Raw genomic sequence first — 13,064 nt, 5'->3', positions numbered from 1 at the left:
AGTATTGTCGAAGTGGTTGCCAGTTATAATTAACCGGCAACCGGTTTACTGACGGTCAGGCTTTAAGCTCCCGCTCCACCAGGGTAGCCAGCACGCCGATGCCCAGCGGAATGATGTCATCGTTAAAATCGTAGCGTGGGCTGTGCAGTGAGGCGGAAGGCGTGGTGCCATCGGCGCCCAGCCAGAAATAGGCACCCGGACAGGCTTCGAGCAGATAAGCAAAATCTTCGGCGGCCATCGACGGCGCATTGTTGAAATGCACCTGTGTAATGCCCGGCGCGTTCTGTGCTGCATCACGCAAAATCGCCGCCTGCGCCGGATGGTTTTGCGTCACCGGATACCCAAACTCCCAGCGCACCTCGCCTTTCACACCGTAGGGTTGCGGCACGGCCTGAACGTATTCTTCAATCAGCCGCCAGCAGGTTTCCCGCGTCGTGCGGCTCAGGCAACGCAACGTGCCTGACATGTGCAGCGTTTCAGGGATAACGTTAATCGCTTCGCCCGCCTGTAACTGAGTGAGGCTGATCACCGTCTGTTCCAGCGGCGACAGGCGGCGGGAAATCAGGCTTTGTAGCGATAAAATCAGCTGTGCGCCCGCCACGACCGGATCCGCGCCGAGTTCAGGCATCGCCGCATGGCAGCCCTTTCCGGTCAGCGTGATGTAGAAATTATCCTGCGAAGCCATCATCGGCCCCTGACTGACCGCGACTTCGCCGACCGGCAGACCCGGCCAGTTGTGCAGCGCGTAAACCGCCTGCATCGGGAAGCGTTCAAACAGCCCTTCTTTGACCATCATCTCACCGCCGCCGACGTTCTCTTCAGCAGGCTGAAAGATGAAATGGACGGTGCCGCGAAAGTGACGGTTTTCACTCAGGTGACGCGCCGTGCCGAGCAGAATGGCGGTATGGCCGTCGTGCCCGCAGGCGTGCATCAGACCGGGATGCTGGGAGATGTGGTCAAACTCATTGAGTTCCTGGATCGGCAGTGCATCGATGTCTGCCCGCAGGCCAATCGACGGGCCTTCGCCGTTTCGAAGCGTCGCGACAATCCCGGTCTCAGCAATGCCGGTATGGACGTCAAGGCCGAACGACAACAACAGTTCGCTGATGGTTCTGGCAGTGCCGTATTCTTTCAGTCCAAGTTCGGGGCGGGTGTGGAAATCCCTGCGCCAGATTTTCGCCTGCTCAATATTCTCTCGGGAAATGACTGCCATAAACCCTCTGTGCTGATCTGAATTCCTGCCGGAGCGAGTCGCTCAGCGGCAATATGCTGGTTCAAAGTATCACATTCGCGCGTGAACAGATAAACGTGAAAGCAATGGCGAAAAAGGATGTCAAAGCAGCGTGATAAATGCGGCATTGGGGTAGACGCCGGGGGCGCAAACATAGACCATAAGCCATCAATTATGGTTACCGGGGCTTCAATGAGCGACTCGCCGCATCCCGTGCGTAAGCACCCCATGAAACTCAGCACATCTGTCAGCCTGATGATCAGCGCCGTGATCATTTCTGTCCTGCTGGTGGTGCATTTTCTGTACTTTGTTCAGGTCAGTGATACCACCCGCGACGGCGTGAAAGATAAAGCGCTGGCCGTGGCGCGCACGCTGGCGGATTTGCCTGAAATCAAACACGCACTCTCTCTGTCGCCCGACAGTGGCATTATTCAGCCCATCGCCAGCGCTGTGCAAAAACGTAATGATCTGCTGTTCGTGGTCGTGACCAATATGGACGGCATCCGTTATTCACATCCAAATGCGGACGTGATCAGCCATCACTTTATCGGCAACGATATCGATCCGGCGCTGCTGGGCAAAGAGAACGTCTCGATCAATAAAGGCACGCTGGATAAAGCGCTGCGGGTGTTCACGCCGATTTATGACGAGAATCATCACCAGATTGGCGTGGTAGCGATCGGCATTTCGCTGGTGAAAGTGACCGAGCAGATCGACAAAAGCCGCTGGAGCATTTTGTGGACAGTGTTGTTCGGCATGATGGTCGGCGGACTGGGCACCTGGATTTTAGTGAAAATGCTCAAGCGCATTCTCTTCGGGCTGGAACCCTATGAAATCTCGACGCTGTTTGAACAGCGTCAGGCAATGTTGCAGTCGATCAAGGAAGGGGTGATCGCTATTGATGACGGCGCGCAGGTCACGCTTATCAATCAGGAAGCCCGACAGATGTTTTTGGAAACCGGCACGCAGTTAAGCACCCGTCCGGAGGACAACCGCGAGCCGCAGCCGCTGCTGCTCGCGCTGTGCGACGTGTTACGTACCGGCATTCCGCGCCGCGACGAAGAGATCAACTTTAAAGGCCGCTATCTGCTGAGTAATACCGTGCCGGTGCGCAGCAATGGCGTGATTATCGGGGCCATCTGTACCTTCAGGGATAAGACCGAAGTCAGCCAGTTGATGCAGCGTCTGAGCGGCATGGTAAACTACGCCGATTCGTTACGTGAACGCTCACACGAATTCATGAATAAGCTGCATGTGATTCTTGGATTGCTGCACATGAAAAGCTATGCGCAGCTGGAAGATTACATTCTCAAAACGGCCAATAACTACCAGGCAGAAATTGGCTCCTTGCTGTTGAAAATCAAATCACCGGTGATTGCGGGCTTTCTGTTGAGCAAGATTAACCGTGCGTCGGACACGCGCCATTTACTGACGCTGAGCGATGACAGCCTGCTCCCCGACAACACTAACGAAAATCAGGTGGCAGCGCTGATAACCGTGCTCGGCAATCTGATTGAGAATGCGCTGGATGCGCTGGCGGAACAGCCGGACGGAGAAGTGAGCGTATTACTGCATTATCAGAATGGCTGGCTGGCCTGCGTGGTCAGCGACGATGGTCCCGGCATCCCACCAGATGACCTTGAGGCTATTTTCGAAAAAGGGGTCTCGTCGAAAGGCTTTGATCGCGGAGTCGGGTTATTCCTGGCAAAACAACAATTAGAAAACCTGGGCGGAACGATTGCCGTTGAGTCTGAACCTGACGTTTACACTCAATTTTTTGTTCAACTTCCGTGGGATGGTGAGAGGAAAACTGCATGATCAATGTGCTGGTAGTCGATGATGACGCCATGGTCGCAGAGCTCAACCGCTGCTACGTGGGCCAGATTGCCGGGTTTACGTGCTGCGGAACGGCTTCGACGTTACAGCAGGCGAAAGACATGGTGCTGAATAATCAGCTGCCGATCGACCTGATCCTGCTGGATGTCTATATGCAGCAGGACAATGGGCTGGATTTGCTGCCGGAGCTGCGAAACGCCAGGCGTCCGGTGGATGTGATTGTGATTTCATCTGCGGCAGATGCTAAAACTATCAAGAAATCGCTCAATTACGGCGTGGTAGATTATCTGATCAAACCGTTCCAGTTCTCGCGCTTTGAAGAGGCGCTGACTGGCTGGAAGCAGAAGAAAGCGCTGATGGATAATCAGCAATATTACGAGCAGTCGGACGTTGACCGGTTAATTCACGGTAATAATCAGGCGACAGCGGACACCAAAAAGTTGCCAAAAGGCCTGACGCCGCAGACGCTGCGCACGCTGTGCCTGTGGATTGATGCCCATCCGGAGACGGAATTCTCAACGGATGAGCTGGCACACTCCGTGAATATCTCGCGTGTGTCTTGCCGTAAATACCTGATCTGGCTGGCTGACAGCCACATTCTGTTCACCAGCATTCATTACGGCGTGACCGGACGACCGGTGTACCGCTACCGTTTGCAGGCGGAGCATTATTCGTTGCTGAAACAGTACTGTCAGTAAACCGGACGGAAAGCGTTATCCAGCAGCGTGAAGCTAAACTGACGCTGCGAGGAGAAAATCACCTGCTGATCTTTGGTGACGAAAATGGCCTCGATATCCGGGATATCCCGCAGATATCGCAGGCTTTTTTCGACGCCCATGCCGTACAGCAGCGTGGTGTAAATGTCGCCGTCGATGGAGTCATCAGAAATAACCGTCACGCTGAGCAGTTCGTTATCCAGCGGGTAACCGGTTTTAGGATCGAGAATGTGGTGGTAGCGGCGGCCATCGCATTCAAAATATCGTTCGTAAATGCCGGACGTCACCACTGATTTACCGTTCACATTAATCACTCCGATCAGCGCATCCGGTGCTGAAAACGGCGTTTTCAGGCCGATTACCCACATCCCTTCCCCGCCAGTGCCCAGCGTTTGCACATTCCCGCCTAAATTTATCAGCGCATTCTCCACCTTTTCCTGCACCAGAAAATCCCGCACCACGTCGGCAATATAGCCCTTGGCGATCGCCCCGAGGTCGATTTCCATTCCGGCTTTTTGCAGAAAGACCGAGCGTGTGGATCCGTCAAGAACCACATCATGAGGATTTGTCAGCGGGAGCAGTGCACGGAGATGGGCGGCGTCGGGCACGCTGTTACCGCTGAAGCCGATTTTCCAGCGTTTGACCAGCGGGCCGATGGTGAAGTTGAAACTGCTGTCCGGCAACTCGCTGACCGCCTTCGCGCAGCGGATCAGGTTAAACACCGACTGACTGACCGCCACCGCATGGCTGCCCGCCGCATGGTTGATTGCCATGACCTCGGAATCGTGCCGGTTGACCGTGAAGATATTTTCCTGCTGTTTGATGAGCCGGAAAACGCGAGACGCCAGACCCTCATTATGTTCAAACAGCTTGAGAAGAATGGGGGAACCCATCAAAACAGCGGAATAAGCATAAATACGGGCGTCTGGCGTCATAGAAAGTCTCTGAACTGAAGAAGTGAAACCTGCGCCACAGGGCGCAACGCAGGCTGTTAACCGTTATCGCAGAGCGTGGATGGCGGCATTACGTCCCGCCAGAATACCGAAGATGATGATATCTGCAACGGCATTCCCGCCGATGCGGTTCGCACCGTGGATCCCGCCGGCCACTTCACCCGCCGCAAACGCACCGCGGATAACCTGTTCGTTGGCATCCAGCACGCAGGTGTCGGTGTTGATGGTCACACCGCCCATGGTGTGATGCACGCCCGGTGCAATACGGATCGCGTAGAACGGCCCCTGATTGATCGGATGGCGCAGCGCCGTTTTACGGCCAAATTCGACGTCGTCCTGTTTATCAACGGCCACGTTATAGCTTTCCAGCGTGGCGAGCAGCGCGTGGTGATCCATTTCCAGTTTTGCCGCCAGTTCCACCGGTGAGGCTGCACTGATCACGAAACCGCGCGCGATGTATTCATCCGCCGCTTTGTTGTTCAGGCGAATCTGCTCATCAAAGACTACATAAGCAAATTTCTCCGGCAGGGCGATGATGTTCGCCGACACTTTGTCACGGGTTTCCATCTCATTGAAGAACCGCTTACCCGCCTGACTGACCAGAATCGCACCGCCGCCACGGATGGCTTCGGAAATCAGGTAGGACGTGGTTTGCTCCACGGTCGGGTGGATTTGAATTTCGCCCATATCCACAGTACCTGCACCGATTTTCTGCAAAATTGCGATGCCGCTGCCGGTCGCGCCTTTGTGGTTGGTGGTCACAAAACCGTCCAGCTCAGGGCGATATTTCACCACCATTTCACTGTTGGCGCTGAAACCGCCGGTCGCCACAATCACACTTTTAGCGTTGACGATCAGCACGTCGTTGTCGTCGTTCAGCAGTTCCACGCCCTGCACCGCACCATCGTGATAACGAATTTCGGTGACGGACGTATCGAGCATCACGTCGATGTTACGTTTGTTGAGATTCTTCACCAGACCGCTGATCAGGAAGCCGCCGACGGCGCTGCGATCTGCCGGACGGTGCGTGCGGTCGATGCTCATACCGCCGGTAATGGTGATGTCGCTCAGCTCAATGTTGTGCTCAGCCAGCCATTCGACCGCCTGCGGAGCGCGCTCGACGAACTCTTTGAGCAGCACGGTGTTGTTCTTGAACTGGCCGCCTTTCAGGGTTTCCTGATAGAACAACTCTTTGCTGTCTTCGATGCCTTTCAGTTTCTGATAACGGGTATCCGCAGCATTCATGCCGACCGACGCCTTGATGGTGTTGCCGCCGATGGTCGACATTTTTTCCACGATCAGCACTTTCGCACCTTCATCACACGCCTGAATCGCCGCTGCCAGACCGGCACCGCCGCTGCCGACGACCACAACGTCGTAGCTTTGCGGTTCAGACAGGCTGCCGCCCTCTTCCAGCAGCTGCGCTTTGCAGGATTTGGCGATGGCTTTGGAGACGGCTTTTTTCACCGCTTCACTCTGCTCGGTCGCACCGGTGACCGCATCAACGTGCGGGCTGTTGGCATCAAGAATACGCGTGCGGATGATGTCGAAACTGGTGGTGAATTCAACGTCAACGTCGGCGCCGGCTTGCAGTTCGATATCGGCAATGCGGTCAGTTTCCAGACTGACGTTGATCGCCAGTTCATTGACCGGATCCTGCACTTTTTCCCGGAACACACCGGCCTTGAATTTCTTCGAGGTCATGCTCATGTCGCGGATCATTGCGTCCACCAGCGAGAAGCGCCACAGCGGTTCAGGAATGGTCAGCGCCTCGCGTTGGGTGCTGTCGATGAACAGTTCGAGTTTCTGGTCACTGGCAATGCGGTCGGTCCAGTCGGGATAGGCGATGCAGGCTTTGCCGATGGCAATCATGTCGTAACCGTGGGCCATCGCCAGTTCAGCGTCGGCTTTATTAACAATTCCGCCGACGCCCATCACCGGGATTTTCGCCAGTGTGTCAGAGCGCATCGTGACGTATTTGTCGATAAGCGGCGTCGGGTCAGTGGTATCGACAATAGAAGGACGCAGCGAGTAGCCCAGAGAGAAGTGCAGATAATCCAGACCGCGCGCCGCCAGTTGCTCCAGCAGATACATCGTGTCTGCGAAACGGATGCCCGGCTCTTCCAGCTCTTCCGGCGAGAAACGGTAACCGATGATGAAAGAAGAATCGGCGTATTTCTGCGCCATGCTGTGGGTGATATCGAGAATGGCCAGCGGGAAACGGGCCCGATTTTCGCGGCTGCCGCCCCACTTATCGTCGCGCTGGTTTGAGTTCGGTGAGAAGAACTGCTGAATGAGATAGGTGTTGGCACCGTGGATTTCCACGCCATCGAAACCGGCTTCGATGGCACGACGCACGCCTTCACCGAATTTGGTTATCATGCCGTCCACTTCTTCTGCGGTCAGCGCGACCGGCGTCGCTGCGCCATCACGCGGCGCGGCCAGTGCACTTGGTGCGACCGGGGTCTGGCCACCAATCAGTTTAGGTTCGCTCATGCGGCCGCCGTGATAAATCTGTAACACCGCTTTGGAACCCTGAGATTTCACGGCGTCGGCGATTTTTGCCAGACCGTCAATTTTGCTGTCGTTATCGATGCCAATCGCACCAGGGAACGCCAGCCCTTTGTCATCGATAAAGCAGCACTCGACGATCACCGTGCCGATGCTGCCGGCACGTGCGCGGTAGTATTCAACCAGTTCGCTGGTCACAGTGCCGTCGAAAAAACCGGTACAGGTGGTCATCGGTGCCATCAGCACACGGTTTTTCAGCACGGTGCCATTTGGCAGAGTGAACGGGCTCAATAATTGCGGGTTATGGCTCATAATATCCAGCTCCAAATTTAGAAATATTTAATAATCTGTGAATTCGTTATCGGATTTATTTTATTAATTTTATTTTCGGCCGATGTCATAGGAGTAATATAACGATATCTTTACTTTCAAAAGGTGTAACGTTAGTTTATTAACTATTTATCCATTAATGGAATGCCCGCATTATTAAATTAATGTTAACCATGTTATTAAACGATCACATTAATTTAAATTACGAACCGTTTTACCTGTCATTAAAAGCTGAAATATTACATTTAGGCAGGAGCAACTGACATCACGGCACAGCGCGCCGAGGCTGTTTTTGGTGGATCCGTGCGATCAGAAGTGGCATTTCAAGGCCGTTTTACTACTCATTTTTTTCACAGGGCGTAGACACTGAAAATAACCCTGCCAGACAGTGGGAATTAATTGATAAAAACAAATACGGCATCCTTTCTCATTATCTTTTCTTAAATTTACACAGCTCCGTATTTTCTTGATCGAGATCAACAGTAATAACTACGAAAAACGCATTATATAAAAATATCCTCCCTCTTAAGGGGAATGAGAATAACTAAACTCAAATAACAATAATGGAGCAATTTAAATGCCACCATTAAATAACTAAAGAAACTTGAGTAACTAAAAAAAGCATAATCATCTTACCTATGTATCAGCAAACCTATTCTCAACTACTTGTAGACAAATAAAATGACAGATATTTCAAAAACTACGGTTACACCGCAGGCGAACAAACCAGCTGGAGGCAAGAAAAACCGCCTTCTTCTGATGTTCTTACCTGTGCTGGTTGCAGTGTTGTTGTTACTCGCTCCTGTCCCCAACGGTTTAGAACCCCATGCATGGCACTTCTTCGCCATCTTTGTCGGTGTGATCGTGGGCCTTATCTTCGAACCTTTACCCGGCGCGGTGATCGGCCTGACCGGCGTGGTTGTCATTGCGTTATTCAGCCAGTGGTTGCTGTTTAGCCCGGCGGAACTCGCTGACCCTAAATTCAAAATGGCGGCACAGTCCTTTAAATGGGCAGTGAGCGGCTTCGGTAACTCCACGGTCTGGCTCATCTTCGGTGCATTCATGTTTGCCGCAGGGTACGATAAGACCCAGTTCGGCCGCCGTCTGGCGCTGATTCTGGTGAAATATCTTGGCCGCCGCAGCCTGACGCTGGGTTATGCCATTACCTTTGCCGATTTACTGCTGGCTCCGTTCACCCCGTCTAACACCGCGCGCAGCGGCGGTACAATCTACCCGATTATCGCTAACCTGCCGCCGCTGTACGGCTCCAAGCCGAATGACCCGAGTGCCCGTAAAATCGGTTCATACCTGATGTGGGTGGCGATCACCGCCGCGTGCATCACCAGCTCCATGTTCCTGTCTGCTCTGGCTCCTAACCTGCTGGCGCTGGGCATCGTGAACAGCATCACCGGGATCAACATTTCCTGGGGTACCTGGTTCTTCGCCTTCCTGCCGGTCGGTTTGCTGCTGCTGCTGACCATGCCGCTGCTGGCGTACTGGTTCTACCCGCCGGAAGTGAAAATCAATGATGAAGTGCCGCGTTGGGCGACCGCCGAGCTGGCCAAACTGGGCAGAATGTCCCGTCACGAAATTCTCCTGCTGGTCTTCGTGTGCTGTGCATTAGCTATGTGGATTTTTGCCGCCAGCTTTATCGAACCGGCCATGGCAGCCCTGCTGGTAGTGGTTCTGATGTTATGGACCGGCGTTCTCAACTGGAACGATATCACCAGCAACAAACCGGCCTGGAACACTTTCGCCTGGTTCGCCACGCTGGTGGCACTGGCTGACGGCTTGTCCCGCACCGGTTTCATCGCCTGGCTGGGTAAAGAAGGCGCGGCTACTATGGGCGGTATCTCGCCGGGTACCGCGACTATCGTGCTGCTGCTGGCGTTTTATCTGCTGCACTACCTGTTTGCCAGCACCACGGCGCACACCACCGCGCTGTTACCGGCCATGCTGACCATCGGTGCTGCCATTCCGGGCATCAACATGCAAGTGTTCTGTCTGCTGATGGTCACATCGCTGGGTATCATGGGGATCATCACGCCATACGGCACCGGCCCAAGCCCGATTTACTACGGCAGCGGCTATCTGCCAACCAAAGACTATTGGCGTCTGGGTACTATCTTTGGTGCGATTTTCCTCGCCGCGCTGCTGCTGATTGGTTATCCGTGGATGATGATGATGTTCTGAGATAGGGGATAAAATCACCTACAAAGCTTTAACAGAACATTTACTGGAAGAAAACATATAAACCACGTTGCCAGCCTGTGTATAAGGCTGGCAACATAGAGAAAGCATATAAACGTCGCCCGATTTATCCCTGTTCACCCGAAACGAGAAGTCCTGCTAGTGGCGGCAATAACGGATAAAGTGAGAAAACAATGTCGAACAAACCATTCCATTATCAAGACCCGTTCCCCGTTACCAAAGACACGACCGAATACTACCTGCTGACCAAAGATCATGTTTCCGTAAGCAACTTTGACGGCCAGGATGTGTTAAAAGTCGAACCTGAAGCGCTAACCCTGCTGGCACAACACGCCTTCCATGATGCCTCATTCATGCTGCGCCCTGCGCATCAGCAACAGGTGGCGTCCATTCTTCACGATCCGGAATCCAGCGAAAACGACAAATACGTTGCGCTGCAATTTCTGAGAAACTCTGAGATCGCCGCGAAAGGCATTTTGCCGACCTGTCAGGACACTGGCACCGCGATCATCATGGGTAAAAAAGGCCAGCGCGTCTGGACCGGTGGCGGCGACGAAGCCAGCCTGTCGAAAGGCGTATATAACACGTTCATCGAAGACAACCTGCGCTACTCGCAGAATGCCGCGCTGGATATGTATAAAGAAGTGAACACCGGCACCAACCTGCCGGCGCAAATCGACCTCTACAGCGTCGATGGCGACGAGTACAAATTCCTTTGCATCGCTAAAGGCGGCGGGTCCGCGAACAAAACCTATCTGTATCAGGAAACCAAAGCGCTGATCACGCCGGCGAAGCTGAAAGGCTATCTGGTCGAGAAAATGCGCACGCTCGGTACCGCGGCCTGCCCTCCGTATCATATCGCATTTGTGATCGGCGGGACTTCCGCTGAAGCCACGCTGAAAACCGTGAAACTGGCGTCCACGCATTATTACGACGGCCTGCCAACCGAAGGCAACGAACACGGTCAGGCGTTCCGCGATGTGAATCTGGAACAGGAGCTGCTGGTCGAGGCGAATAATCTCGGCCTGGGCGCACAGTTCGGCGGCAAATACTTTGCGCACGACATCCGCGTCGTACGTCTGCCACGTCACGGCGCATCCTGCCCGGTCGGCATGGGTGTTTCCTGTTCCGCAGACCGTAACATCAAAGCCAAAATCAACCGCGACGGCATCTGGATCGAAAAACTGGAAGATAATCCGGGCCAGTACATCCCTGAAGCATTGCGTCAGCAAGGCGAAGCCGGTGTGGTGAAGGTGGATCTGAACCGTCCGATGCCTGAAATTCTCGCTCAGCTGTCGGAGTATCCGGTGTCTACGCGTCTCTCCCTGACCGGTACCATCATCGTGGGTCGCGATATTGCGCACGCCAAACTGAAAGAGCGTCTGGATAACGGCGAGGGTTTACCGCAGTACATCAAAGATCACCCGATTTACTACGCCGGCCCGGCGAAAACGCCTGAAGGTTATGCATCAGGTTCCCTCGGCCCGACCACCGCTGGCCGCATGGATTCCTACGTGGATCAGCTACAGGCTAACGGCGGCAGCATGATCATGCTGGCGAAAGGTAACCGCAGCAAGCAGGTAACGGACGCGTGTCAAAAACACGGCGGCTTCTATCTGGGCAGCATCGGCGGCCCGGCAGCGGTTCTGGCACAGCAAAGCATCAAGAGCCTGGAATGCGTGGAATACCCTGAATTAGGGATGGAAGCAATCTGGAAAATTGAAGTGGAAGACTTCCCGGCATTCATTCTGGTGGATGACAAAGGTAATGACTTCTTCGAGCAGATCCATGCCAATACTTGCGCGAAGTGCGTGAAGTAAAAGTCAGTCTTTAGATAAACAAAAGGCCTGCCGAAGACGGCGGGCTTTTTTTATGCCCTTACTTACGAGTGTACAATTTGACGTCACTAAAATGCGGCGTAAACTATCTCAATAATTTCTATTTTTGAGATAGTTTACCCATGAGTATCAAACCGCCCCCTCCGTTAATCCCTCTGAATCAAATCAGCGGTGAGCTGTTCGAGCAATACCTGACTTACTCCCGGTTAGTGGATGCGCAGGGGCGCTATTTGCCGTGGGACGATTTCCAATATCGCGTTGTCAAAGGCGCAGATCCAGTGATGGCCTGGAGTTTTACCCGCCGTACGCGCGCTTTCGCGATGCAATTCATTGAGTATTTTAACGCTCAGGGCCAGCAGGCCGGCTTCAATAAGACACCGTTAATGGCGCAGGCCTGCGAGCGGGTGGATAAAACCGCGACCACTCAGGCGTTAAATCAACAGCGGGAAAGGCTGCAGGGCATAGGCGCGACGCTCAGCCAGTTACAGCTCGATGAGCCGATCACCAGCTCGCAGCTTGAAGGCGCTAATACCACCACGCTGATGGCGCGGGCAATGCTCGAATCAGGACGGAAACCGCGCACTGAAGGCGAGCAGATGATTGCCGGAAACGCCCGGCTGATGACTGAGATTTCCGCGCATCTGGATGAACCGCTGACTATCGGTCTGATCCGCCATTTTCACGCCGTCGGTATGGCAGGCATTAACGACAGAAAGTATCAGCCGGGTAAGTTCCGCAAAACAGATAACGTGGTAATCGCCGATTACGACGGTAACATCGTCCATCAGCCGCCGCTGGCAGAGCTGATAACTGAACGGCTTGAACAGGTTTGTTCGTGGGTTAATGCGGCGTCAGGCACCTATATTCATCCGCTGGTGCGCGCGTGCATTCTGCATTTTATGGTAGCCCATGAACATCCTTTCAGGGACGGAAACGGCCGCACCAGCCGGGCGCTGTTTTACTGGTTTATGCTGAAATCAGGCTATCAGGCTTTCCGCTATATATCGATCAGCAGCCTGCTCTACGCCGCACCAGTGAAATATGCCCATAGCTATCAGTACACAGAAAACGACGAAATGGATCTGACGTACTTTCTGGAATATCAGATGGGGATTGTGAAACGCGCGCTGGATAAATTCGAAGAATACATCGCGAAGATAGTGAATCGTCGGGCGTTCATAGACCGAAAATTGTTTGAGTCCGGCGCACTACAACGGCTGAGCCAGCGTCAGGTGACGCTGGTCAATATCATGCTGGCCGAGCCCGATAAAGAATTTACTGCGGCAGAAATCAGTGAAAAACTGGGGGTTTCGGACAACACCGCCAGAAACGACCTGCGGGTGCTGGTGAGCGAAAAGATTGCTGACGAGCAGAAAACAAACGGGCAGCAGAGCGTTTACGTGCCGGTAAAAGACCTCATCTGAGCTCCAGCCTTCAA

8 protein-coding genes are annotated in these 13,064 nt (G+C 53.7%); 5 read left to right on the top strand and 3 right to left on the bottom strand.

Annotated elements, in window-relative coordinates; all coding sequences use genetic code 11:
- Nucleotides 1–55: 55 nt before the first annotated feature.
- The gene (locus tag ACMHLI_RS08475; RefSeq protein ID WP_413529088.1) at nt 56–1,213 is read right to left on the bottom strand and encodes a M20 aminoacylase family protein; all 1,158 of its coding nucleotides are present in this window, start codon (nt 1,211–1,213) and stop codon (nt 56–58) included.
- A 210-nt stretch (nt 1,214–1,423) separates the two neighbouring features.
- Between ACMHLI_RS08475 and ACMHLI_RS08470 the strand changes: the two genes are divergently transcribed.
- Entirely contained in the window at nt 1,424–3,049 is a 1,626-nt protein-coding gene (locus ACMHLI_RS08470; RefSeq protein WP_413529087.1) for a sensor histidine kinase, read from the top strand.
- Nucleotides 3,046–3,765 (top strand): two-component system response regulator DcuR, encoded by a 720-nt coding sequence (gene dcuR, locus ACMHLI_RS08465; protein WP_413529086.1) that lies wholly within the window; start codon nt 3,046–3,048, stop codon nt 3,763–3,765. Before ACMHLI_RS08470 ends, dcuR begins: the two co-directional genes overlap by 4 nt.
- On the opposite strand, the gene ACMHLI_RS08460 is transcribed toward dcuR, so the two are convergent.
- Together ACMHLI_RS08460 and ACMHLI_RS08455 are read right to left on the bottom strand one after the other, a co-directional pair.
- Nucleotides 3,759–4,718, bottom strand: a complete 960-nt coding sequence (locus tag ACMHLI_RS08460) for an FAD:protein FMN transferase (protein ID WP_413529085.1) — start codon at nt 4,716–4,718, stop codon at nt 3,759–3,761. The genes dcuR and ACMHLI_RS08460 overlap by 7 nt on opposite strands.
- A 63-nt stretch (nt 4,719–4,781) precedes the next feature.
- On the bottom strand, nt 4,782–7,559 hold the full coding sequence (locus tag ACMHLI_RS08455) for a flavocytochrome c (protein ID WP_413529084.1): 2,778 nt from the start codon (nt 7,557–7,559) through the stop codon (nt 4,782–4,784).
- Nucleotides 7,560–8,258: 699 nt separating this feature from the next.
- On the opposite strand from ACMHLI_RS08455, the gene ACMHLI_RS08450 reads away from it, so the two are divergent.
- From ACMHLI_RS08450 to ACMHLI_RS08440, 3 genes are all read left to right on the top strand, one after another.
- Nucleotides 8,259–9,770 (top strand): anion permease, encoded by a 1,512-nt coding sequence (locus ACMHLI_RS08450; RefSeq protein ID WP_274611820.1) that lies wholly within the window; start codon nt 8,259–8,261, stop codon nt 9,768–9,770.
- 191 nt (nt 9,771–9,961) lie between these two features.
- On the top strand, nt 9,962–11,608 hold the full coding sequence (fumA, locus tag ACMHLI_RS08445; protein ID WP_413529083.1) for a class I fumarate hydratase FumA: 1,647 nt from the start codon (nt 9,962–9,964) through the stop codon (nt 11,606–11,608).
- 140 nt (nt 11,609–11,748) lie between these two features.
- Complete coding sequence (locus ACMHLI_RS08440; protein ID WP_413529082.1) at nt 11,749–13,050, top strand: Fic family protein; 1,302 nt, start codon at nt 11,749–11,751, stop codon at nt 13,048–13,050.
- Nucleotides 13,051–13,064 lie beyond the last annotated feature (14 nt).

Source organism: Rahnella inusitata, from assembly GCF_965118895.1.
In the GTDB taxonomy this organism is placed as follows: Bacteria; Pseudomonadota; Gammaproteobacteria; order Enterobacterales; family Enterobacteriaceae; genus Rahnella; species Rahnella inusitata_A.
This window is presented reverse-complemented; position numbering and strand designations above follow the sequence as displayed.

What these genes read in the sequence shown, in the direction of transcription:
- fumA (WP_413529083.1), top strand. Translation starts at nt 9,962, where the DNA reads ATGTCGAACAAACCATTCCATTATCAAGACCCGTTCCCCGTTACCAAA.
- ACMHLI_RS08440 (WP_413529082.1), top strand. Translation starts at nt 11,749, where the DNA reads ATGAGTATCAAACCGCCCCCTCCGTTAATCCCTCTGAATCAAATCAGC.
- ACMHLI_RS08470 (WP_413529087.1), top strand. Translation starts at nt 1,424, where the DNA reads ATGAGCGACTCGCCGCATCCCGTGCGTAAGCACCCCATGAAACTCAGC.
- dcuR (WP_413529086.1), top strand. Translation starts at nt 3,046, where the DNA reads ATGATCAATGTGCTGGTAGTCGATGATGACGCCATGGTCGCAGAGCTC.
- ACMHLI_RS08460 (WP_413529085.1), bottom strand. Translation starts at nt 4,718, where the DNA reads ATGACGCCAGACGCCCGTATTTATGCTTATTCCGCTGTTTTGATGGGT.
- ACMHLI_RS08450 (WP_274611820.1), top strand. Translation starts at nt 8,259, where the DNA reads ATGACAGATATTTCAAAAACTACGGTTACACCGCAGGCGAACAAACCA.
- ACMHLI_RS08455 (WP_413529084.1), bottom strand. Translation starts at nt 7,559, where the DNA reads ATGAGCCATAACCCGCAATTATTGAGCCCGTTCACTCTGCCAAATGGC.
- ACMHLI_RS08475 (WP_413529088.1), bottom strand. Translation starts at nt 1,213, where the DNA reads ATGGCAGTCATTTCCCGAGAGAATATTGAGCAGGCGAAAATCTGGCGC.